General features: G+C 54.7%; 22 protein-coding genes. 9 read left to right on the plus strand and 13 right to left on the minus strand.

Going from position 1 to position 23,435, the window contains the following annotated elements; translation table 11 throughout:
- Positions 1-121 precede the first annotated feature (121 nt).
- Entirely contained in the window at positions 122-1,804 is a 1,683-nt protein-coding gene (ilvD, locus tag HZU72_RS07300) for a dihydroxy-acid dehydratase (protein ID WP_180091181.1), read from the plus strand.
- A 112-nt stretch (positions 1,805-1,916) separates the two neighbouring features.
- The gene (gene chrA, locus HZU72_RS07305; RefSeq protein WP_180091182.1) at positions 1,917-3,110 is read left to right on the plus strand and encodes a chromate efflux transporter; all 1,194 of its coding nucleotides are present in this window, start codon (positions 1,917-1,919) and stop codon (positions 3,108-3,110) included.
- A 147-nt stretch (positions 3,111-3,257) separates the two neighbouring features.
- Here chrA and HZU72_RS07310 read toward each other — a convergent pair whose 3' ends face one another.
- Positions 3,258-3,530, minus strand: coding sequence for an XRE family transcriptional regulator (locus HZU72_RS07310; protein ID WP_008958942.1), 273 nt, complete (start codon positions 3,528-3,530; stop codon positions 3,258-3,260).
- 219 nt (positions 3,531-3,749) lie between these two features.
- Between HZU72_RS07310 and purE the strand changes: the two genes are divergently transcribed.
- The 3 genes from purE (at position 3,750) to HZU72_RS07325 (ending at position 7,181) form a co-directional block, all read left to right on the plus strand.
- A complete protein-coding gene (gene purE / locus HZU72_RS07315; RefSeq protein WP_022522693.1) occupies positions 3,750-4,265 on the plus strand; it encodes a 5-(carboxyamino)imidazole ribonucleotide mutase in 516 nt (171 codons plus the stop codon).
- An 11-nt stretch (positions 4,266-4,276) separates the two neighbouring features.
- Entirely contained in the window at positions 4,277-5,446 is a 1,170-nt protein-coding gene (locus HZU72_RS07320; RefSeq protein ID WP_180091183.1) for a 5-(carboxyamino)imidazole ribonucleotide synthase, read from the plus strand.
- A 160-nt stretch (positions 5,447-5,606) separates the two neighbouring features.
- Positions 5,607-7,181, plus strand: a complete 1,575-nt coding sequence (locus HZU72_RS07325; protein WP_180091184.1) for a sensor domain-containing diguanylate cyclase — start codon at positions 5,607-5,609, stop codon at positions 7,179-7,181.
- Positions 7,182-7,190: 9 nt separating this feature from the next.
- Here HZU72_RS07325 and HZU72_RS07330 read toward each other — a convergent pair whose 3' ends face one another.
- The 7 genes from HZU72_RS07330 to HZU72_RS07360 all read right to left on the minus strand — a co-directional run bounded on the left by HZU72_RS07330 (position 7,191) and on the right by HZU72_RS07360 (position 13,165).
- The gene (locus HZU72_RS07330) at positions 7,191-7,994 is read right to left on the minus strand and encodes a TraX family protein (protein WP_180091185.1); all 804 of its coding nucleotides are present in this window, start codon (positions 7,992-7,994) and stop codon (positions 7,191-7,193) included.
- A gap of 138 nt (positions 7,995-8,132) precedes the next feature.
- The gene (locus tag HZU72_RS07335; protein WP_180091186.1) at positions 8,133-8,906 is read right to left on the minus strand and encodes a transporter substrate-binding domain-containing protein; all 774 of its coding nucleotides are present in this window, start codon (positions 8,904-8,906) and stop codon (positions 8,133-8,135) included.
- 163 nt (positions 8,907-9,069) lie between these two features.
- The gene (locus HZU72_RS07340) at positions 9,070-9,801 is read right to left on the minus strand and encodes an ABC transporter permease (protein ID WP_180091187.1); all 732 of its coding nucleotides are present in this window, start codon (positions 9,799-9,801) and stop codon (positions 9,070-9,072) included.
- 1 nt (position 9,802) lies between these two features.
- Positions 9,803-10,504: an ABC transporter permease gene (locus tag HZU72_RS07345; RefSeq protein WP_180091188.1), complete on the minus strand. Its 702-nt coding sequence runs from the start codon at positions 10,502-10,504 to the stop codon at positions 9,803-9,805.
- A gap of 15 nt (positions 10,505-10,519) precedes the next feature.
- Entirely contained in the window at positions 10,520-11,290 is a 771-nt protein-coding gene (locus HZU72_RS07350; RefSeq protein WP_180091189.1) for an ABC transporter ATP-binding protein, read from the minus strand.
- 223 nt (positions 11,291-11,513) lie between these two features.
- On the minus strand, positions 11,514-12,491 hold the full coding sequence (locus tag HZU72_RS07355; RefSeq protein ID WP_180091190.1) for a succinylglutamate desuccinylase: 978 nt from the start codon (positions 12,489-12,491) through the stop codon (positions 11,514-11,516).
- 233 nt (positions 12,492-12,724) lie between these two features.
- Positions 12,725-13,165 carry a hemerythrin domain-containing protein gene (locus HZU72_RS07360; protein WP_180091191.1) on the minus strand — a complete coding sequence of 147 codons (441 nt, stop codon included), beginning with the start codon at positions 13,163-13,165 and terminating at the stop codon, positions 12,725-12,727.
- A gap of 231 nt (positions 13,166-13,396) precedes the next feature.
- Here HZU72_RS07360 and wrbA point away from each other — a divergent pair, with 231 nt between their 5' ends.
- Positions 13,397-13,996 carry an NAD(P)H:quinone oxidoreductase gene (wrbA, locus tag HZU72_RS07365; protein WP_180091192.1) on the plus strand — a complete coding sequence of 200 codons (600 nt, stop codon included), beginning with the start codon at positions 13,397-13,399 and terminating at the stop codon, positions 13,994-13,996.
- 74 nt (positions 13,997-14,070) lie between these two features.
- Here the strand turns inward: wrbA and HZU72_RS07370 are convergent, their stop codons facing one another.
- Positions 14,071-15,102 (minus strand): SMP-30/gluconolactonase/LRE family protein, encoded by a 1,032-nt coding sequence (locus HZU72_RS07370; protein WP_180091193.1) that lies wholly within the window; start codon positions 15,100-15,102, stop codon positions 14,071-14,073.
- A gap of 160 nt (positions 15,103-15,262) precedes the next feature.
- Positions 15,263-16,336, minus strand: coding sequence for a tartrate dehydrogenase (locus HZU72_RS07375; protein WP_180091194.1), 1,074 nt, complete (start codon positions 16,334-16,336; stop codon positions 15,263-15,265).
- Between the two features lie 142 nt (positions 16,337-16,478).
- Between HZU72_RS07375 and HZU72_RS07380 the strand changes: the two genes are divergently transcribed.
- From HZU72_RS07380 to HZU72_RS07390, 3 genes are all read left to right on the plus strand, one after another.
- Complete coding sequence (locus HZU72_RS07380; protein ID WP_180091195.1) at positions 16,479-17,414, plus strand: LysR family transcriptional regulator; 936 nt, start codon at positions 16,479-16,481, stop codon at positions 17,412-17,414.
- A 181-nt stretch (positions 17,415-17,595) separates the two neighbouring features.
- Entirely contained in the window at positions 17,596-18,024 is a 429-nt protein-coding gene (locus HZU72_RS07385) for a secondary thiamine-phosphate synthase enzyme YjbQ (protein ID WP_180091196.1), read from the plus strand.
- Between the two features lie 77 nt (positions 18,025-18,101).
- Positions 18,102-20,348 carry a glycosyltransferase gene (locus HZU72_RS07390; protein ID WP_180091197.1) on the plus strand — a complete coding sequence of 749 codons (2,247 nt, stop codon included), beginning with the start codon at positions 18,102-18,104 and terminating at the stop codon, positions 20,346-20,348.
- Here the strand turns inward: HZU72_RS07390 and HZU72_RS07395 are convergent.
- The 3 genes from HZU72_RS07395 to HZU72_RS07405 form a co-directional block, all read right to left on the minus strand.
- On the minus strand, positions 20,330-21,034 hold the full coding sequence (locus HZU72_RS07395) for a TVP38/TMEM64 family protein (RefSeq protein ID WP_180091198.1): 705 nt from the start codon (positions 21,032-21,034) through the stop codon (positions 20,330-20,332). The two genes, HZU72_RS07390 and HZU72_RS07395, sit on opposite strands and share 19 nt — an antisense overlap.
- A gap of 111 nt (positions 21,035-21,145) precedes the next feature.
- A complete protein-coding gene (locus HZU72_RS07400; protein WP_180091199.1) occupies positions 21,146-22,084 on the minus strand; it encodes an ABC transporter substrate-binding protein in 939 nt (312 codons plus the stop codon).
- 62 nt (positions 22,085-22,146) lie between these two features.
- Positions 22,147-23,328: a TauD/TfdA family dioxygenase gene (locus HZU72_RS07405; protein WP_180091200.1), complete on the minus strand. Its 1,182-nt coding sequence runs from the start codon at positions 23,326-23,328 to the stop codon at positions 22,147-22,149.
- Positions 23,329-23,435 lie beyond the last annotated feature (107 nt).

Raw genomic sequence — 23,435 nt, forward strand, 5'->3', positions numbered from 1 at the left:
TTCCTTCGCGGCGGTGGCGGGGCGACTAAGTGTATGGTGCCATAAGTTAATCATCTTGCGGGATGCGATATATATCGCCAAGCTATGCGGATACCGTGAACAACGCTAAGAGAGATTTCTAATGTCTGATTCATCGCAAAACTCCCGCCGCCACTCTTCCCAAGTGGTCGATGGCCCAGGCAAAGCCGCCAGTCGCGCCATGCTGCGCGCCGTGGGCTTTACGGATGCCGATTTCAAGAAGCCTCAGGTGGGCATTGCCTCTACCTGGAGCATGGTGACGCCCTGCAATAGTCATATTAACGAGCTGGCTGAGTTTGCCCGTGACGGTGCCGATGCAGGCGGTGGTAAAGGTGTGATTTTCAATACCATCACGATTTCCGATGGTATTGCCAACGGCACCGAAGGGATGAAGTATTCACTGGTGTCGCGGGAGGTGATCGCCGATTCCATCGAAACCGTCGCCGGTTGTGAAGGTTTTGATGGTCTAGTCGCCATTGGCGGCTGTGATAAAAACATGCCGGGCTGTCTGATGGGCCTGGCGCGCCTGAATCGCCCCAGCGTGTTTGTTTACGGCGGCACCATTATGCCCGGCAAGGGGCATACCGATATCGTTTCGGTCTTCGAGGCCATGGGTGCGCACTCCCGTGGTGATATCGACCTGATCGAGCTTAAGAATATCGAAGAAACGGCGATCCCTGGCCCTGGCTCCTGTGGTGGCATGTACACCGCCAACACCATGGCGTCGGCGATTGAAGCCTTGGGCATGAGCCTGCCGGGTAGCTCGGCGCAAAATGCCATCTCCCAAGAGAAGCGCGACGACTGCAAAGCGGCGGGCGAGGCGGTGCTGGCACTGCTGGTGGACGATATCAAACCCTCCGATATTATGACCCGCGAGGCGTTCGAGAACGCGATAACTGTCGTCATCGCTTTGGGTGGCTCTACCAATGCGGTGCTGCACCTTATCGCTATGGCGCGCACCATCGGCGTTGAACTGTCGCTGTCCGATTTCACTGAAATAGGTAAGCGCGTACCGGTGCTCGCTGACCTGCGCCCCAGCGGCCACTATATGATGAGTGAGCTGGTGGCGATTGGCGGTATTCAGCCGCTGATGAGGATGCTGTTGGATGCGGGCTTGCTCAACGGCAACTGCTTGACTGTCACCGGCAAAACGTTGGAAGAGAACCTTGCTGAGGTTGAGCCTTACCCTGCTGAGCCGCCGATTATTGCATCGCTGGGTAATCCGATTAAAACGGAAAGCCATCTGCGTATGCTCTACGGCAACCTGGCACCGGAAGGCGCGGTAGCGAAGATTACCGGCAAGGAGGGCACTCGCTTCTCTGGTTCAGCGCGGGTATTTGGCTCGGAAGAAGAGGCCCAGGCGCGTATTAATGATGGCACCGTCGTTGCCGGCGATGTGGTGGTGATTCGCTATGAAGGGCCGAAAGGTGGCCCCGGTATGCGTGAAATGCTCACACCGACCTCGGCGATTATGGGTCGTGGTTTGGGTAACGACGTGGCGCTAATTACCGATGGGCGCTTCTCCGGTGGGAGCCACGGTTTTGTGGTCGGCCATGTGTCACCGGAAGCTTTTGACGGCGGCCCGTTGGCGCTGGTGAAAGATGGCGATACCATCACCATCGATGCTGAAGCGGATACCATCGACGTTGATCTCTCCGATGAAGAGCTGATGCGCCGCCGCGCCGCCTGGCAGCAGCCAGAACCCCGCTATACACGCGGTGTGCTGGCGAAGTATGCGCGTTTGGTTAGCTCGGCCAGCACCGGCGCGGTGACCGACCAGGAGTAATCCGCGTTGCTGTTATGAGCGTATCCTCATGAACACGCTGTCATAAAGAATTAAAGCGCAAGGCTTAGTATAAAAGCCTTGCGCTTTTTTATTGGGATAACAGGTGGCCGAAATGGTGGAGCAATCGCAGGCACGCGGGCGCATAGGTGAGGTGTTTTGGGTATTTTTAGCACTAGGCTTAACGTCCTTTGGCGGTCCAGTAGCGCACCTGGGGTATTTTCGCACGGCCTTTGTGGAACGGCGCCAGTGGCTCTCTGAGCAGGCCTACGCTGATCTAGTGGCGCTGTGTCAGTTCTTACCGGGGCCCGCCAGCAGCCAGGTGGGCTTTGCACTTGGCCTATTGCGTGCGGGGCCTTGGGGGGCTGCCATGGCGTGGCTGGCGTTTACACTGCCCTCGGCGATTATCCTGGTGCTGTTTGCGTTTGGCGCGGCGGTGCTGGATGGCCCCATTGCCAGTGGCATTATCCATGGCTTAAAAGTGGTGGCGGTGGCGATTGTTGCCCACGCGGTGTGGGGCATGGCACGTAATCTCTGCCCCGATAAAACCCGCACGGGAATCGCACTTGCAGCGGTATTGACAGTGGTGCTGGTCAGCGGCCCGCTGGGCCAGGTGTCGGCGATTGTGCTGGGCAGCTTAGCCGGGCTAGCACTGTGTCGCGATAGCGCTGCCGCTACGGCAATTGAGTCGCTGCATTTTCCGGTAACGCGTAAGGCAGGCATGATGGCGCTGGGGGTATTTGCAGGGCTGTTGATTCTGCTGCCGTTATTGGCGGGGATGGCGGCTTGGCTGGATATCGCCGATGCGTTTTACCGTTCAGGCGCATTAGTGTTTGGCGGCGGGCACGTGGTGCTTCCCCTGTTGGAGGCGGAAGTGGTGCAGTCGGGTTGGCTTACGCCGGATGAGTTTTTGGCCGGTTACGGGGCCGCTCAGGCGGTGCCAGGGCCGCTATTTACCTTTGCGGCTTATTTAGGCGCGTTGCTGCCCGGTATCAATGGTTTAGTCGGTGCTTTGCTGGCGCTGCTGGCAATCTTTATCCCGGGCTTTTTGCTATTAGTGGGCGTGCTGCCGTTTTGGAATCAATTTCGTCAGTGGGGCAGTGCCCAGGCGCTAATGCGCGGTGCCAATGCAGCGGTGGTAGGCATTTTAGGCGCAGCTCTTTATCAGCCGGTGTGGACGAGCGCGATCATTGGTGCAGAGGAGTTTGCCCTGGCGTTAACCGGTTTCTTGCTATTAACCGTATGGAAGCTGCCCGCTTGGGTAGTGGTGGCTATTGTCGCATTTGGGGGAATTGCGGTTGCGCCGTGAGTAGTGACTCTTGAAATGTCATTTACGAAGGCAGTGAGGTAATTTCGGGGTTGGGCATGAGCGCGATAGAAAAAAAGCTTTCTTGGCAGACCGCCGGGAGGCGGCCTGCGTGGAGTGGAGAAGTGGGAACAGCAGAAAAAGTGTCTGCTATGGCGCCTCCAGCTCTAAGGTGCGACGCAGGGCGTGAAGTTCATCCACTCCCAGATGCTCAAGCCTTCCGGCGAGCAGGTCGCTAATTTTCTGAACGGGAAGCCCTGCCCGGCGGGCAATTTCTCGGCTTCCTAAGTCTGATACGGCGATCAGACGCGTGATAATACGCATTAATCGCGTACGTTTTTCAAGTTCCCTGACGTCGAGGTCAGGGCTGCTTCGCGGAGGATCAAGCTGTTCCGCAGTGGCAGTTGCGCGTGCCGTGCTCATGTGGCTCCATCAGTCTGAAATGACAAACACACAATGCCGCCAACCGGTGCGCATTTCAATGCCTATTTTGATGAAAATTTCACGACCTCGGCAACACCCTCAAACGCCCGTGGCTCTGGTAAACTATCTGCCTCCCTATTTTGACGTGTGCCTGACTCGGCGCACGCTGTTTTTTAATTTAGTTTCGCTTTTATAGGCCGTTGGGCCGAGGAGTTTTGCATGTCGTCGAACAGCGCACCCAAGGTGGGCGTGATCATGGGATCCAAGTCCGACTGGCCAGTCATGGAGCACGCTGTTTCCATGCTGGAGCGTTTGGGCGTGGCTTATGAAACTCGCGTGGTGTCGGCACACCGCACACCTGACCTGCTGTTCGACTATGCCAAAAGCGCTGCCGAGCGCGGTTTGCAGGTAATTGTGGCGGGTGCGGGCGGCGCTGCTCACTTGCCAGGTATGGTGGCCTCGCAAACACCACTACCGGTACTGGGTGTGCCGGTGGAGTCGAAAGCGCTAAAAGGTTTGGATTCGCTGCTCTCCATTGCGCAGATGCCGGGCGGCATAGCGGTGGGCACCTTGGCGATTGGTAAAGCGGGCGCGACCAACGCAGGGTTGTTAGCAGCGCAGATCGTTGGCCTGCAAGATGCGACCGTACGCAGCGCGGTTGAAGCGTTTCGCGCAGAACAGACTCAGAAAGTTCTCGACAACCCTGATCCGCGCCCCGAGCCGGAAGCGGAATAAGGAGTCTGGCTATGAACTCAGGTATTGCAAAGAGCACCGTTGTAAAAGATATCGTTGTACAAAACATCGGCGTACTGGGTGCAGGCCAATTAGGCCGCATGTTGGCGCTGGCGGGTTATCCGCTGGGTAATCGCTTCACCTTTTTAGATACCACTGGGAATCCTAGTGCGGGGATTGGCGAGGTGATTGTCGATCCTAACAATCAGCACCTGACAGAGTTTTTGGCCAAGGTTGATGTGGTGACCTATGAGTTCGAGCACCTGCCTGTTCAACTGGTACGCGAAATAGAACAGCACAAACCGGTTTACCCCAGCAGTCGCGCTATTGAAGTGTGTCAGAACCGGGTCGAAGAGAAGACGCTGTTTGATCGCTTAGGCATCCCCACGCCCGCTTACCGGGTGGTCGAGAGCGCCGAGCAGCTTGAAGCCGCCGCCCGTGAGTTGGGTTGCCCGGTGGTGGCTAAATCGGTTACTGAAGGCTATGACGGTAAAGGCCAGGCAGTCTTGAAACATCCCGAGCAGGCTGGCGAGGCGTGGAACGCTATTGGCCACTCACAGTTGGTCGTTGAGGCCTTCGTCGATTTCGTGCGTGAAGTCTCGATGATTGCCGTGCGCGGTCGCGATGGTGAGGTGGTGTTCTACCCCATGGCCGAGAACCAGCATGTGGATGGCATCCTGCGCTACTCCGTGGCACCGCTGCCGGATCTGGATGCCAGCGTTCAGCAAACCGCTGATGGCTATATTCGTGCGCTGCTCGATGAGCTGGATTACGTGGGCGTGCTGGCGCTAGAGCTGTTTCAAACCCGCGATGGTAGTCTGCTCGCCAACGAAATGGCGCCCCGGGTGCATAACTCTGGCCACTGGACGATGGACGGCGCAGTGACCAGCCAGTTTGAAAACCACCTGCGCGCGATACAGGGCTTGCCCTTAGGCGATACCCAGGCGATAGCCCCCACCTGTATGATTAACGTGATTGGTCGTGAAGGTGACAACGCAGCGATTCTAGCGCTTGCCAATACGCACCTGCATCGCTATGACAAAGCTGAGCGCACCGGTCGCAAGCTTGCCCACATCAATATTCTGGCACCTAACCATGCCGAACTACTGGAAAAAGTGAACACTTGTAGCGCGTTACTGCCGGAGGCACCTCCGCCAGCGCTGAGCTTTTCCATTAAGCAGTAGTTACCAATGCCGCCTGTCTTAGCCTAGGCGGCTTTTTTTACCATGTTGACCAACCACACAACTTATATCGCTAAAAGTACTTAAATGCGCTAAAAAGGAACGACAACAAAATCAGCCATTAGGCTGACCTTAACAGTATCTTTTTAGGCGGGTAGCCAGTATGCCTCACTCTTCAACCACTGGAACGCCGTCTGGGCTGCGCAGTGGTTTTCATCGCGATCATCATGTCACTGTAAAACGCTTGCATAGCGAAAAAGTAAGTCTGCTATACGACAATCTGTGGCAGCCGGTGCTGAGCAGTGTATTAGCAGGAATTCTATTAGTGGCCGCCATGTGGCCAGTTGTAGCAAGCTGGGTGCTGCTCACTTGGCTTGCTGTATTGGTCCTGGTATCAATGGCCCGGCTTGTCTTGGCCTTCTATTTTCGACGCTTACCTGCGCAGCAACAGCAGCGCCGCCGCTGGCTATACCGGTTTAGCGCTGGGGCATTTTTAGCTGGCTGTGTCTGGGGAGTCGGTGGGGTCGTTCTGTTTACGGGCGAAAATCACGGTCAGGTGGCTGCGCTTTCTATTGTATTGGCAGGTATTGCTGCCGGTGGTGTCACAACGCTTTCGGCCGTTTGGTGGGTGGCGCTCGGTTTTGTGCTGCCGATTTTGCTTCCCCTGCTAGTGCAGTTTTTACTATTAGGTTCACCGCTGGCAATTTTAATTGGTGCCATGATTAGCCTGTTTCTTGGCCTGATTGTTACCACTAGCCGACGTTTAAGCAGAATTATCCACGATAACATTGCTCTGCGGGTGAGTATGTCGGCCCGGGAAGCGCAGCTGCAAGAGAGCGAAAATCGCTACCGCTCTATCTTTCAACGCTCGCCGCTGGGAGTGCTGCATTTTGATAGCCAGGGTTTCATCACTGATTGTAATAGTAAGCTGTTAGAGATACTGGACGTGAACCGCGCTCAGTTGCTCGGTTATAAGCTGTTATCCCGCTCGGCGAATCCAAAGGTGGCCAAGGCCGTGCGCAATGCCCTCGCTAAAGGGACTGGCTATTATGAGGGAACTTACTATTTGCCCAAAGCGAGCGCAGGCACTCCCTTACGGGCATTCTTCAACGGTGTGCATAGTGCCAGTAATGAGATGGTCGGCGGCGTAGCAATAATTGAAGATTTCACCGAGCGTAAGCGCGCAGAGGCGATCATTTACCGTCAGGCTTTTTATGACTCCCTCACCGATTTACCCAATCGGCGGCTGTTTATCGAGCGTTTGGCAACTCTTTGCGATGAGAAACAAACAGAGCCTCAGAGCGGGTTACTGATGTTCTTGGATATGGATCGCTTCAAGTTGATTAACGACACCTTGGGACACGCAGCGGGCGATAATTTACTAGTGCAAGTGGCTCGCCGCCTTGAAAGCTGCTTGAACGGGGAGGATATGGCTGCTCGTCTCAGCGGGGATGAGTTTGTGCTAATGGCCCTGCTTGGAGAGGGAGCAGAGGAGGCCCTGGAGGCGCGCGCTGAGACTTATATGCTTAAGGTTCAGCAGGCTCTCTCTCAGCCTTACCGACTGACAAGCAACGATACCAACGTAACGCCCAGCATAGGTTATACCTGCTTCACGACCGTTGCCTGTGATTATGAAGAAGTGCTTAAACAGGCGGATATTGCGATGTATCGCGCAAAAACAGAAGGCCGGGCGCAGCTTTGCCGCTACCAGCCCTGGATGCGCGATAAAATGCAGTGATCCGAACGCTTAAGCCAATTGACCGATTAGCAGCACCCACAACGCGATTAACGCAAAGTGGCCGGGGTACCACGCTAGCCATAAACGCCGGGGCATCACTAAGTAGACGGGGGGGATTCGTTGCGCTGCACCTGCAGCAAGTACTAGCACGATGAGGCACGTACCTACGGTAAACGATTTGGCCATGTCAGAGGCATTCATCTGTCCAGCAATCCAGAGTACAGGAAACGCCGCCAAGCCTGCCCATAGGCGCGCTTGAAAATGGTTTTCAGCTTGGCTCAAGGCGTGCATCGCGAACATTAATAACGGAATCAGCAGCAGCCCGTTGTGCCCGTACTCCACCCAAAAACCGAGTAGGTACCACACGGTAACACCTACCGCCGCACCGGCTAACAACCAGGGAAAACCTAACGTTTGCTGATGGTAGTGCTGCCACCCTTGGCGCACGAGCGCTCCCAGGGCTAAACCGCTGGCGAGGGTAAAGCAGACGTTGAGAATAAATGCGTCTGTTGAGCGCGGCATCATCATGTAGGGGAGTTGGGCAACCAAGCCGATAATTAGAATTCGGCGCGAGTAGCGCAACGGATTACGGGTATTAAACAGCCCGTGCCAAGCCACCATGGCGGCAAACAGAGGAAAGGCGATACGCCCAATGGAAGATCCCGCCCAGCCAAGATCCCAATCGCCGGGCAGCACATAGCGAGTGAGGTGATCCACGGTCATGGTGATCAGGGCCAGCCACTGCCCCCAGCCGGTCCAGTGAGAAGAGAGGCGAGGTAGCGTGCCTGCATGTGGGCTAGTCGGGTGAGCCATAAAACCTCCGTGTTGAACATGCGCAATGATACACAGACAGAGGTAGCTTTACCTAGTTCACTGAATTTTCAGCGTTAGATAGAAACGCATCACCCCGGCGGTTGCCGGGGTGATCGTTGTTCTGGATTGCTTTGAGGCTTACTCTTCTTCACCAAAATAACGGGTGTAGATCTCGTCGTAAGTGCCGTCCTCTTGCACTTCAGCAAGGGCTTCGTTGAACTGCTCGGCTAGCGCTTCGTCGCGCTGACGGAAGGCGATGCCAAAGCCGTCACCGAAGTACTCTTTAGGCTCACTGATGCGCTCACCAACCACCATGTACTCGGCTTCTTCGCTTTCCAGCAGGGTGGATTGGCCAATCGGGAAGTCGAGGAACACGATATCCAGACGCTCGGCTTCCATATCCAGCACCATATCGTCGGCGGTGGAGTAGCGGCTAATCTCGGCGACGTCACTGAAGTTATCAGTCACGTAGTTGTCCTGCAGGGTGCCGCGTTGAACGCCAATAGTCATGCCTTCCAGCGTCTCTTTAGTGGCTTCGCTGATGCCCAGGTCGCTGGCAGCAAACCATGCAGAGGGCATAGTGATGTAGGGGTCAGAGAACAGCACTTGCTCACGACGCTCGTCGTTAATGGTCATTGACGACATGATGGCGTCGTAGTTGCGTGACATTAGGCCGGGAATGATGCCATCCCACTCTTGCTCGACCCACTCGCAGGTAACGCCCATGCGGTCGCAAAGCTCGTTGCCAAGGTCAATATCAAAACCGGTAAGCTCGCCTTCAGCAGTGCGGAACTCCATGGGCTCGTAAGGAACGTCTACGCCAATGCGCACGTTATCGTAATCACGCGCCTGTGCCGAGGAAGCGGCAGCGACTGCCAGGCCTAGCAGTGAAAGGGATAGTAGCTTTTTCATCTTATTACTCCGTAGAAAGCGGGTTCACTTAAAAGTGATCCCCGTTTTTAACTGACAAATAGTTGTTAGCCGACAATTAAACTAACCCAGGTTGGCGTTGACGAAAAGGGGACGTTACGTTGTGAACCAACGTTTGTTTGACGGTTGCACCGGTTTTCCATGATCAAGCATCTTGCGGCCGCAGGTGTGCGAGTAGCTTTTTCTCTAAATAGCGGAAGAAGAACAAAATCGCGAATGTTAAGCATAGATAAATCGCAGCCACGAATAGAAACGCCTCGAAAGGGGCGTAGTAGCGGGCGTAAACAAAGCGGGCAGCACCGGTTAAATCCATCAGCGTGACCACGCTGGCAATTGCGCTGGCGTGAAGCATAAAGATCACTTCGTTGCCGTAGGCGGGCAGGGCGCGGCGAAAGGCGCTGGGTAAGATGATTCGACGCATCATTAAATTCTGCGACATGCCATAGGCACGGGCGGCCTCAATCTCACCTTGGGCCGTGGATTTAATGGCGCCCCGAAAAATCTCGGTAGTGTAAGCAGCAGTATTCAGCGTGAAGGCGATAAGCGCTGGGTAGAAAGCTTCGCGCAGCACCGGCCATAAAAAGCTCTCTTGGATACCATCAATAAACACTACGCCGTAGTAAATGATATAGAGCTGAATCAGCAGTGGCGTGCCACGGAATACGTAGGTGTAGAGGTAAACCGGCAGGCTAATCCATTTATGCTTCGAGCTGCGCATAATGGCCAGTGGCACAGCGAGAATGAGCCCCGCAATCAGCGATAAAAATACCAGTTGGGTGGTCGTGACCAGGCCTTCCCAGTAATAACCTAGCGTATCAGCAGTGAAAATCACGTTGCCTGCTAGCAGGTCATTGAACCAAGTGGAAATATCGAGCATATCACTGACCTCCAAAGCCGATGTCGTAGTGTTTCTGCAGGCGCGCAAAAATCCATTCGGATACGCTGGCGATGAGTAGGTACGCTACGGCGACGGGGAGCAAAAAGGTAAAGGGCTCGTGGGTCGCTCGGGAGGCTTCCGCTGCCACCCGCACCATATCGGTCAAGCCAATGACCGAGACCAGCGCGGTGGTTTTGAGCAGTACCATCCAGTTGTTGGATAGCCCTGGTAACGCATGGCGCATCATTTGCGGAAAGCGGATGCGGCGAAATACGAGGCTGCTGCTCATGCCGTAAGCTTTGCCCGCTTCGATCTGACCGTTGTCCACCGCCATAAAGGCACCCCGAAAGGTCTCGCCCATATAGGCGCCGAAGATAAAGCCAATGGTCAGTACGCCCGCTGCGAAGGCATTGAAGTTAATATAAAGGTCGATATCGTAGCTGTAATAGAGCATGTCGCTAATGGCGTTAACGCCAATCTGACCGCCAAAAAACAGCAGCATCATCAAAACGAGATCCGGCACACCGCGAATCAGCGTGGTGTAAACTGTTGCTGTACGCCTTAAAAACCAGTTGCGCGACATTTTCGCACTGGCCGTCAGTAGTCCCAAAATAATCGCTAAAATCAGTGACAGCACCGCTAATTGAACGGTAACGCCTGCCCCCTCGATCAGCCGGGGACCATAACCTTGCAAATCAATCATGGTGAGCCTCGCGGATCAGTATTTAGGTGCCAGGAATTGCTGCAGGCGCGGTGATTGCGGGTTGCCGAGCACTTGATCGGGCGGGCCAGCTTCTTCCACCAGGCCCTGGTGAAGGTAAATCACTTGGCTGGAAACATCCCGGGCAAACCCCATTTCGTGGGTAACTACCACCATGGTGCGCCCCTCTTCAGCAAGGCCGTGCATGACTTTCAAAACGTCGCCGACCAATTCCGGGTCAAGGGCAGAGGTGGGTTCGTCAAACAGCATCACTTCTGGATCCATCGCCAGTGCGCGAGCAATCGCACCGCGCTGCTGCTGGCCGCCTGACATCTGTGCGGGGTAGGCATTGGCGCGGGCCGTTAAGCCAACCCGATCGAGCAGGGCATGGGCGTGCTCCAAGGCCTCTTTTTTGGGTTTTTTCAGCACATGAATCGGCGCTTCGATGATGTTTTCCAACAGCGTCATGTGGGCCCACAGGTTGAAGCTCTGGAACACCATGGAGAGCTTGGCACGCATTTGTACCACCTGCTTCCAATCTTCAGGTTCGCGGCCGTGCTTCGTGGTCTTAAAGCGAACCGGTTCGCCATGGACTATCAGGTCGCCGTCGTCAGGCTGTTCAAGCAAGTTCATGCAGCGTAAAAAAGTACTTTTACCCGACCCAGAGGCACCAATCAGGGTAATCACATCGCCCTTCTGGGCTTGTAGTGAGAGACCTTTCAGAACTTCCGTATCGCCAAAGCGTTTTTTAATATTACGCACTTCAAGGGGAGTAGGCGTAGCGGCCATATCATTGGCTCCAGTACAGAGTTGCCGCAGCAACAGGGTTTACAACAACAGGGTTTGATGCGGCTGGCGCGAAAAAAGGGGCGATTCTATCAGGCTGGGCGCATTATGCGCGCTTTCCTTCTAACATTATGCACTCGACGATAGTCGTATCGACGTCGAGGGGCCTGTTGTCGCCTCTCCATTATTATTGTCTTGGTTAAAGTAGATCCTGTTTGGTGGTGGTTTAAACGATAGGCGCCACCAACAGCGCGGCACGGGCGCCCACCTCTACTTGTGCGTTAGGAAAAACCACATGAAGGGGCGAATCACCTACCCGAAACTCACCCGACTTACCGTCTTGAGCCAGCAGAGTGCCGGGCTCAAAGCGGCTGAAATTCGCCGTGTCCTCGGCAAAACAGAGTGTAAAGTCCTCCGAGTGACGCATTAACTCGTGTTGAACCTGGAAAAACTGCATTTGCGTGGCGGGCTGATTCGGCGGCGTATGCCCTTCACTAAGCGTGGTGAGTAGTGTGTGCATCGGTTGTAATGATGCCATATCGTTGTGGCCAAAAGGCGCTACCCGCCCTAGTTCAAAAGTAAATGCCTGAGCGGCGTGATAGTGCTTACTGTAGTGGGAGAATGTCCAGCTATGCTGATGTTGGTGCAGCACCGCCTGCATACCCGCCGCCGCCAGCCAGCCCCATTGCTCAGCATCGGTGGAGGATTCGGCAAAGGGCTCCACGACAAAACGAGGGTAGCGGCTATCCCGAATTGCGGTATGTAGGTCGTAGTGCAGTTTGGGTCGCCCGGCATGGCGGGCATAAAAACTATCCACCGTGGCCATTAATTGCCTGGCGCGATCTGGCTCCTCGCCCTTGGCGGTTAGTTCACGGCTAAATAGCCGGTTTAAATTGGTGGTAAGAAAACGCTGCTGCGCCTTAAGCGCGGGCAGGTTGCCTAAAATCACCAGCACGGGAGCGCCGAGCGATATGCTGCCCGCTTCTACGCCGCTTAACCATTCACCCACCAGTTCAACCGGCGCGGTTTCATTGCCATGGATCGCCGCTGAAAAAATGCACGCGTGGGCGCCTTGGCTAACCGTGTTGGGGGAGAGCTCCAAAATACCAGGCGCATGCAAATGATAAGTGCCGCTGGCGAAGACGCCTTGGCTGGCGGTGGGGAGTTGCCCATCAAGCGACCAGTCGAGCCATTGGCCTAGCATTGTCGCTCCTCAGTTAACTGTTTTGAGTATCGTTGTCAGTATAAAAGCGAGCCTAGGTTTACCATGCTGGGCGTATGCCACAAGCCCGCAGGTCGTTCGCGTGTAAAAGCCTAGCGTATTCGTGAAAAAGCGTATTCATGAAACAAGCGGAAGCTGACAAGTGGCTTTATTTAATCGCTAACAACAAAAAACGCCCATGGGGTGCATGAGCGTTTTTCAATTTGTTCATCAAGTTACGCTGAACGCTGGCGCTGCATTTCTTCCTGGTACTCGCTAGCAAGCGATGTCTTTTGTTTATCTTGCAGGCCTCGGCCCGCCAGTTGGAAAACCTCTTGCTCTTCTTCATCCAGGTGGTGGGTGACTAAATCCTGAAGCTGTTTGGCGTGGGTCAACCAGTGGGTCGCACTGTAGTCAGTTTCATCAAGCAATTCTAAAAGCTCATCAATTTCATGATGTTCGGCAACGCTATGACGGGCTTTTTCCTGAGTCAGGTCGATCGACATCATTGGGATATAGAGCGCCCGTTCTTCGGCAGCGGCGTGGTAGTGTAGCTCTGCCCGTACCTGCTGATACAGTTTATCTCGCTCATCGCTGTCTCCATGTGTGTCAACTAAGCGGGCGAGCAGATCGCGCTGAATATCGTGATCCTTGCGCAGGGCTTCAAAAATCGTCATTCCAGACTCCTTGGATACGTTTGATGTAGGCAAGTCAAAAGCTAGTGGTGGTTGGCGTAAAGTGCAAGGCGGCGTTCGTCGATGAAATCGACGCCCACGGACGAAAACATTCGCTTTTTTCTATGCTTGAGTGCGCTATGTTGTGTTTACTACTTATCAGGCGCCGCCCACTTTAGGCGACGTTCACGGCACTACTCATAACTGCACTACTCATAAGTGAAGGAGATAGCAATGACAAAGGTACTGGTACTTTATTATTCCATGTATGGCCATATTGATACGCTGGCTCAGGCCGTGGCAGAAGGCGCAAAGGGTGTGAGCGGCGTTGAGGTGACGGTGAAACGCGTGCCGGAAACCATGCCGGAAGATGCGTTTAAAAATGCAGGCGGTAAGCAGGATTACGACACGCCGGAAGCGACGCCTCAAGAGCTTGCCGATTACGATGCGATCATTTTCGGTACGCCCACCCGCTTTGGGAATATGGCCGGTCAAATGCGTACCTTCCTGGATCAGACCGGTGGCCTGTGGGCGAACGGTGCTCTGCGTGGCAAAGTCGCTAGCGTGTTCACTTCTACCGGTACTGGCGGCGGCGATGAGATGACCATTACCTCTACTTGGACCACGCTGGCCCACCACGGCATGATCATCGTGCCGATTGGTTACGGTCTCGAAGAGCAATTTGATATTTCCAAAGTCAGCGGCGGTACGCCTTACGGCGCCGCAACCATTGCTGGTGGTGACGGATCACGCCAACCTGACGAGCGTGAACTGAAAATCGCCCGCTTCCAGGGCGAATTAGTGGCCCAAACGGCGGCCAAGCTGACCCGTTAATTTTCTTCTAGCCAGCAATGCAAAAGCCTCCTCAGACATGTCTGAGGAGGCTTTTTGGGTTGAGGTTATAAGTCTTACTTCGCCCCGCGTGCTGCCGTGTAAATTGTGTAGACGGATTGGCTGGCCGTCATAAATAGCCGATTGCGGCTCTTGCCCGCAAAACACACGTTCGAGCAGACTTCGGGTAGCAATACTCGACCCAGCAGAGTGCCTTCCGGTGAGAAGACCACGACTCCGTCGATACCTTCGCCACCATTGGCACTTGACCAGATATTGCCATCCACGTCGCAGGTCATGCCGTCGAAAATCGTATCTTCGCTGGTGACGATCACCTGCCGATCGCTGACACTACGGCCATCTTCGCCAAGCGACCAGCGAATGATTCGTGCGGGCTCATCGAAATGGGTGGGGGCACTGTCACTGGCGTAGAACCCTTCGCCATCCGGCGTTAATACAATACCGTTTGGCTTATAAATATCGTCGGTCAGCATGATGGGCTCATCCATGCTGTCATCGACGTAATAGATGGCCGTTTCTAGCTCCAGGTCTCGTTTTTTGCCCTCGTAGTCGAAGTGAGCACCATAGCCTGGATCGGTGAAGATCACTCCACCTGAAGTCAGTGCCACCACATCATTGGGGGCATTGAGCGGTTTGCCCTGATAGTGCTCGGCGAGCACCGTTGTGCTGCCGTCCCATTCGTAGCGCAAAACGCGTGAGGGATAGTGTTCGCAAGCAATTAGTCGCCCCTGATGATCGAAGGTATTACCGTTAGAGTGGCCGACATTGTCTCTCAAAACGCTGACTTGGCCAGTGGATTCGTCCCAGCGCATCTGCTTGGCACGAGGTATGTCGCTGAAAACGACATAACGGCCTACGGCGTTCCATGCTGGCCCCTCTGTCCATAGACCTCCACTCCAGTGGCGCTCTAGAGGACTGTTAAAAATCATGTAATCACTAAAGCGGGAATCTTCGACTTTCCAGGCATCGATCGGGTATCGTTCCGGGGTGGAACCTTGTGAGCTCTGCAAAGCAAAAAGCTGGGGCGATGTGCCAACAGCGGCCAGGGCGGCCGATGCCGAAAGGAACTGACGGCGTCCAAGTTTCATAGCATTGTCCTGATGGTTGTTTGTTGATGTTGTTATGAGCGGAGTGAAACTGATGTTTCTTCCACCCTCAGGACAAATGTAGAACATAGGTGATTAGAAAACATACATTGGCTGCCCGGTTGGATTCAACCAGACAGCCAATCGTTATGACATCTGTGTGTCAGTGCGAAATAGCGTTGGCAATCGCCTTGCCTAGGCTTGCAGTGGTGCCTTCTCCACCCACATCGCGTGTGAGTACGGTGGCATCCCCTTCGCTTAATACCTCCTCAATGGCCGTGACCATCGCGTCACCGGCTTCTTTATAGCCGAGGTGCTCCAGCATCATGGCGCCTGACCAAATCTGACCGATAGGGTTGGCAATGCCTTTACCGGCGATATCTGGCGCGCTGCCGTGTACTGGCTCGAACAAGCTCGGAAAGTTGCCTTCGGGGTTGATGTTGGCTGAAGGGGCGATGCCTATCGTGCCGGTGCAGGCGGGGCCGAGATCAGAAAGAATATCGCCGAACAGATTGCTGCCCACGACGACATCAAACCAATCCGGGTGGAGAACGAAATTGGCGGTGAGAATATCGATATGAAATTTATCCACCGCGATCTCAGGGTAGCCCTTCGCCATTTCGACCACACGTTCATCCCAATACGGCATAGTGATTGAGATGCCGTTGGACTTGGTCGCGGAGGTGAGCTTTTTACGCGGGCGAGTTTGGGCCAGCTCAAAGGCGTATTTCAATACGCGGTCTACGCCGGTGCGGGTCATGACCGTGTCTTGAATGACCACTTCACGGTCGGTGCCTTCAAACATTTTGCCGCCAACGCTTGAGTACTCGCCTTCAGTGTTCTCACGCACCACGTAAAAGTCGATATCGCCGGGTTTACGGCCTGCTAGTGGGCTTTTAATGCCGGGCATGAGCTTGCAAGGGCGCAGGTTGATGTACTGATCAAAGCGGCGCCGGAATTGCAGCAGTGAGCCCCACAGGGAAATATGGTCGGGGACTTTGTCGGGCCAGCCCACCGCGCCATAAAACAGCGCGTCAAAGCCTTTTAACTGCTCAAACCAATCATCCGGCAGCATTTTGCCGTGTTCCAGGTAATAGTCGCAGCTGCCAAACTCAAAGGTGGCGAACTCAAGATCAATATTGAAGCGCTTGGCGGTCGCTTCAAGGGCGCGGATGCCTTCAGGCATCACTTCGGTGCCGATGCCGTCACCGGCGATAATGGCAATACGGTGGGTCATAGTGGTTCCTTATCTTGTTAGTTGCTTTTTATGCGTGTGATTTGTGAGTCGTAAATAGAGTGTAGCGGCTATTTTGTCGGAGATAATCAGGCTACTATTCAAGTTATTGTTGCGTGAAAGTGCAGAATAGATGAGGAGTGAAATGGCGCACCTGGATGATTTGGCATTTTTTCAGCACTTAGCGCGGGCGGGGAGCCTGACGGCGACTGCTCGCGAGCTGGGGCTATCGCTCTCGGCGGTCAGCAAGCGGCTAAAGCAGTTGGAGGCGCGTTTGGGAGTAGAGCTTGCGGCCCGCACCACGCGGCGGTTGACGCTGACCGCAGAGGGCGAGCGCTACTTGGCCCGTGGCGCGCTGATTTTAGATGAGTTGGATGAGCTGGAAAATTCACTGGGTGAGGGGGGCGATCAAGCGCTTAGCGGACGTTTGCGGGTAAACGCCACTTTTGGCTTTGGGCGCCGCCATATTGCGCCGCTGCTGTCACGCTTTTGTGCCGATCACCCCGAGGTGGAAGGGTGGTTGGAGTTAACCAATTTTCCGCTCAATTTGAGCGATCACGGCTTTGATATTGGTATTCGCGTGGGCGAGCCACCGGAGTCGCGCTTGGTCGCTCGACGTATTCTGGCCAATCGGCGGGTGCTCTGTGCGTCGCCTGCCTACATTGCCCAGGCGCCGCCTTTGCAAGTACCGACAGATTTACAGCAGCACGCTTGTTTGGTGATTCGCGAGAACGACAGTGATTTCCCCCTCTGGCGCTTTGAACAAGTCGCTCAGTCTGCCAAAGGACTGCCTGGGCAGACACAGTCGATAAAGGTCAGCGGCCGATTAGCCAGCAACGATGGCGAGGTCATTACCCGACTGGCCTTGGACGGCCACGGGGTCATGCTGCGCTCCTGGTGGGACGTTAACGAGCACCTTGCCAGTGGCGCGTTGGTAGCGCTGTTGCCAGGCTGGCAGGGGGTGCGGGCAGATTTCTATGCGGTGTTTGAGCAACGCCGCCATGTTCCCGCCCGGCTGCGCGCTTTTATTGACTATGTTCAGCGAGAGATAGCGGGGCGGGTGCCGATATTGCCGGAGTAGGGCCATGTTGACGACGCTGCTTCCTAGCAAGGGGGCATTAACGCGCTCCTTGGCGATGAACTATGAACTATGAACTATGCGCGATGGACTATGGTAAGTGCTATTGGTGGCTATTTTGATATACAAAACGAGCACGCGGTGATGGAGTGTTTCCGTTTACATAACAAATAAAGGAGTGCGTATGTGGTACCAACAAGAGATCCATTTGCCCGAAATGGCGCGCGGCTTTCATTTGATTACGGATGATGTGGCCCGCGCACTGCCCTGCTTAAGTGACTGCCATATTGGCATGCTGCATTTACAGCTGATGCACACTTCTGCCTCGTTAACGCTCAATGAGAACACTGATCCGGATGTGCGCCACGATTTAGATGCTTTTCTGCGTCGACTGGTGCCCGAAGATTTGTCCTATTTCCGCCACACCCTGGAAGGGCCTGATGATATGCCCGCCCATGTAGCCGCCAGCCTGCTGGGTACACAGCTTACGCTAGCGGTGCGCGATGGACGCCTGGCCTTAGGTACCTGGCAGGGCATATGGCTGGGAGAACACCGCAATCAGGCTGGGCCACGTCGATTACTGGCCACCCTAAACGGGTGTGAAGCGCGCTAGCTTGGCGCGCCACCTCGACTCAGCGTTGCTGTATAGTGGCTAATAACCTCATTTTATCTTTGAAAAAGCGCTTTTAAATGCCACGACGCTCCTTTCTTCGCCTTTCCCGACAACGCTGGTTGCGGCTGTTCTTTTTTCTTAATCTTGCTCTGGTGGTTGGGCTAATTGCTCACCAAATTTGGTTGTATGTAGCTGAGCCCAAATTTGAGTCGGTGCATACCCTTGAAGTGGCGAATATTCGCGAGGTGTTGAGGGAGCGAACCGACTACCGCTTTGCGGTGGTGGGCAATATCAATAACTCGGTGAGCGTGTTTCAAGATGAGATCGTGCCGCTCATCAATCAGGGCGGCATCGACTTCCTGATTTCCGCTGGGAATGCCGTCAATAGTGGGCAGCAGGAGAGCTACCAGGCGATCTATCGGAGTCTGGAGCAGCTCAATGTTCCTTACTTACTCACTTACGGTGAAAATGAAGATAGCGACTTTGGTAGCTATCTGTTTTATGAATATTTTGGGCCTCACTTTTATTCATTTGTAGCGGGCAATAGCCACTTTATCTTTCTTGATGGTACCGGCAAGTCCTCTACCTCCTGGCAGCTTGATTGGTTGGAGCGTGAACTTGCGGCCTCAGAAACACAGCATCGGTTTCTATTTGTTGGTTTGCCGCTGCACAACGTAGTGCGCGACGCGCCTCTGTTTGAAGCGGACAATTACCTCAACGATTCTCGCTTAGCCGATGGCATTATGGCGCTGGCGGAGGAGCATGACGTTGATACCGTATTTTCTGCCAACTTAACGCTCTTTTCCCAGCAGACGATCAATGGCGTGGATTACGTCACCACAGGTGGCGCGGGAGGCATCCTCATCGATGCCGATAGTAGCTTTCATCACTATGTCATCGTCAATGTAGAGGGTGAGAATGTCGCTATTGCGCCGGTGCGGTTAAATGTGGATAGCCCTGGTTGGTGGCGGATGGTGAGTAGTGTGGCTTCCACGGTGTATGCGTTTTTCTACGTTAGCTATACGCGGTTTTTGCTAATTGTGGGTATGTTGACGCTGCTCGCACTGCGCTTATATCGGCTAATTTTCGAAGATCGCGACTACTACCCTGATTTTGATATCGACCCAACGCCTTTCCTGGGTAAATCTCTGCGCGTAGCGATGATCTCTAATAACTACTTTCCTTTTGTGTCGGGGGTATCGGTCTCAGTGGATCGACTGCGCAATGGCTTATGTGATCTAGGCCACACCATCCAACTGTTAGTGCCGCGCTACCGAGAAACGTGGCAGGACGACAGCTCAATTAAACGCATTCCCACGCTAATGGCATTTGGGCAGAAGGGCGAGTTCCGGTTAACCAATCCGTTCAGTGCTCGTTTCCGCCGCTGCCTGCGTGGGTTTAAGCCGGATGTGATTCACGTTCACCATCCTTTTTGGCTCGGTTCCATGGGCCTGTTTATGGGGCGTCGGCTCAAGGTGCCGGTGATCTACACCTATCACACTCGCCTGGAGCACTATGCCCACTTCGTGCCGTTGCCCGGTGCGCTGTTTCGTAATTTGATTTCCCATACCCTGATTAAGCGCTTCTCGAATCGCTGCCAAGGAGTGATTGTGCCGACTTACTCCGCCGAGGAGTATCTGCGCATGATTGGAGTGAAAACACCTTCGCTGGTGCAGCCCACAGGCATTGATGTGGCACGCTTTTCCCACGTTGAGGCGAGTGAACTGGAAACGCTGCGCGAGCAATTAACTATCGACCCTGCAAGTAAAATATTGATCAGCGTCTCGCGGATTAGTAAGGAGAAAAACATTGGCTTTATGCTGGAAGCCCTCGCCGAGCTTCAGTCACAGGGGCATGATGATCTTCATCTGCTACTGATTGGTGATGGGCCAGACCGGGAGGCGATTCAAAACCAAATCGATACTTTGAAACTGACCTCGCAGGTCACCCTGGTAGGAGCGGTGCCGCCGGAGCGCATGGCGCTTTATTACCATCTAGGCGATATATTTGTGTTTGCTTCGACCTCAGAAACCCAGGGCATGGTGATTCTTGAAGCAATGTCGGCGGGGTTGCCCGTCGTGGCAGTGCGCTCAAGCGGTATCGATGATGTGGTGCGCCAAGGGGTCAATGGGTTCAAAACACCGCAAAATCGTCAGGCCTGGGGGCAAAAAGTGGTTGAGTTAAAAGATAACGCTGAACGACGCCGGCAGTTGGGTAAGCAGGCCAGCCACTTTGCTGAGGAGTTTGATATTGCCAACTTTGCCTCAGCGGTGGCAGGCTTTTACGCCGAGGTGCTGGCCAAATATCACTCGCCTTCGCGGTGAGGCTGTTTTTTTGCCGCTTGGCGCCGGTTAGCATAGCGTTTAAGGCCTATTAACAAGCCAGCGCCGGCCGCTAGCCCGACAGCCGCTAAGATAATTTCTTTGGTTGAGGCCGCGGTGAACAGTGCGCCTAGCTGGCTGCCCAATAAGATCACCGCTGCCAGCCCCGGTACGATGCCCAGGGTGGAGCCGACCATATAGTCGCGAAACTTAAGATGAAAAGCGCCCGCCAGCATGTTAGTGAGCGTGAACGGGGCGAGTGGCAGCAGGTTAATCACCGTCATGGTACGAATGCCGCGTTTGGATAAGTAACCCGATAGGCCGCGCAGATGACGCCCGCCATAACGCATAAGCGCCTCACGGCCTAACCAGTGGCCTACCCAATAAGACACAATCGAGGAGGTCAATGTGCCTAGCGTGGCGTACACCAGCCCCCATATCGGGCCAAACAGTAAGCCAGTCACCACCACCAGTAGACTAAGTGGAAACATCACCAGCAGGGCGCTGGCATAAGTGGCCATTACCGCAGCAAACATCCAGGGCGCGGTACGCCACTGGCGAATGTAAGCGATAAATTCGCTAAGGCGCGCCTGGGTGAGTAGGTCGCAGCGCTGCAGTAACTGCCACATAACGCCCAGCAGCACGACGACTACCAGCAGGCCTACGCCCTTACCCAATGTCCGCGACATGCCCACTCCCATCGTCTAAAAAAGCGCTAGCATACGCTAGCCGTCCGATGGGATGAAGACGCTTTTACATTAAGCGCAGTAGTTAAAGCGCAGTAGTTAATCAGCGGTGTCTTAGTTGTTGAGCTGGGCTTCAATGACCGGCCAAGCGGGGTCGCCGTCAGTGGTGGTGACGTCTGCCAGCATTGCTTCAATGCGTTCTGGGTGGTCGTTGATCCACTGTTCGGCGACGTCGGCAAGGTCTTGCTCTTCCTGGCCAAACGCTTGGATCATCCAGCTCTGCTCTTCAGTCGAAAAGGTAAACTGCTCAAAGAACGTTACTACGTTGGGGGTGGCTTCAGCGTAGTCACTGCGCAGCAGCGTCAACACATCGCTTTCACCGTTGTTCTCACCGAACAGGTCTTCAGGATCTTCCAGGTAGCGCATGGGCAGTTCAAGGTTCATCCAGTGGGGCGTCCAGCCTACCCAGACAATCGGTTCCTCACGGGAGATGGCGTCACGTGCAGCGGAAAGCATGCCCACTTCACTGGTATCGACTACCTGCCAGTCACCTAACCCCCAGGTGTCGCTATCAATGGCGTTGTGGAGAATTTCACTGGCAGCAGAGCCTGCGCCGAAGCCATAGATTTCACCCTCGAACTGCTCGCGATTTTCGTCTAGATCAGCAAAGCTCTGAATGCCACTCTCATAAACATATTCCGGTACCGCCAGGGTCATTTGCGCACCATCGACGTTATTCGCCACGTCAATCAGTACACCCGACTCCTTGCGAGGATTGAACATCTCACGCTGGGCGGGCAGCCAAGCCCCTAGAAAGGCGTCGATATCGCCGCTTTCGATACCCTGGTAAATCACCTGTAGGCCGATTTCCTGGGTGCTGGTTTCGTAGCCGAGTGGGTTTAATAGCTGTTCGGCGATGGCCGTTTTTACTGTAATGCCGGGCCAGGCGGGTACACCGAAATCGAGGGTTTGGTCGTCGGCGTAAGCCGCCGAGGCAAATAGCGCGGTAGTGGCGAGGGCAATGCCTGAGGCGAGAGGCTTGAGGTGTGTCATAGGATCTCCTTGCTAGGTTTTTGTCTGATAGGTGTTGTTGTTAAATAGTGATTTGAATACCGCTAAACGTTGCGGGCCAGCACGCGGAGGCGCGAAGCCAGCATATCGCGGTCTAAATAGGTGCCCTGTAAATGGCGTGCGCCGCTGTTGGGGTCGAACTCGCGCCGCCCGTGGAGTACGCGACGATTATCAAAAGCGACCATTTGACCAGGGCGAAGGGTGAACTCTAACTGGTGTGCTTCGCTGTGGAACAGCTTCCACAATAGAGCGTAGGCGCTGTACCAGGCGTCCATCTGCTCTACCGGTAGGTGAAGGGCATCGCGAATCCAGTTATTCAGGCGCATCTCAACCAGGTTGCCTGCACTGTCCAGAGTGATCACCGGTGCCCGCATTGAAATATCGTGGGTTTCATCCTGGAAGCGAAAATCAATCGGTGTTTCGCTAAGAATCGTCAGCGCTTCTGGAGACACCTGGCGCAGAGCTTCTACGACCCGAGCGCCATCAGCAAACAGTGATTCGCCGCCGCTGGCACCGTTTTGCAGGCAGTAGAGCAACTGAATGTCTGGCGGTTGGCGCCAGTTGGGTAAATCGATATGCAGCGGCAACCCTACCGCGGTATACGCCGCATTGTTGGGATTGGGTTTGGAGCGCACATCAAAGCGGGCGCCAAAGTTGGTGGCGCGCAGGGGCCCAATACGTTCAGCTAAGCGGCTCACTTCTTCTTCTACCAATGGGCCGTCGGTAATCAGTGCCAGCCCGTCGCGTAGCATGGCGGTTAGCCAGGCTTTCTCGCCTTGAGGGGTTAAAAAATCGCTATGGCTGATGTGCTCGGGAGTGAAGTTATCGACCCAAGGCTTAGCGTTGGGTACCGCAGAAGTCAGCTTGGCTTCCGGGCGGCGCTGGTAAAGCCAGCCGCTATGAAAGGCACTGACATGACCATCTTGCCATTGCAGGTGTAAGTGCCCATCTAGCAGAGCAACGCTGGGTGGCTCAGTGATTGGCTCAAGCGGCAGATAGAGCCTTTCCCGGGTCTGCGGATGACGACAGGCCGGACAGGCGCAGTGGTCGCGCAGCCAGAGCAGGGGCAGAGTGGTTCTTTGGCTATCTTGCCACTCAAGGGTGATGCCATTGTGGGCAAGCATCGCTTGAGTGAGTACCGGGCCCGCTTGATACGGACTTAATTCGCCCATCTCAGGGGTGTTTGTATGGGGGGGCGTTAAGGTGGTCTGTGCTGCGCTGTTCATTAAAACTCCGATTTGCTCCCTTTGTGGCATTACGTAGGGGTGTGCGTTTGTGCCAACCAGGATGCGGAGTAGCCACGGCAGTGACAAACGATTAATCTGACCCCTAA

The organism is Vreelandella sedimenti (assembly GCF_013416325.1).
Classification (GTDB): Bacteria; Pseudomonadota; Gammaproteobacteria; order Pseudomonadales; family Halomonadaceae; genus Vreelandella; species Vreelandella sedimenti.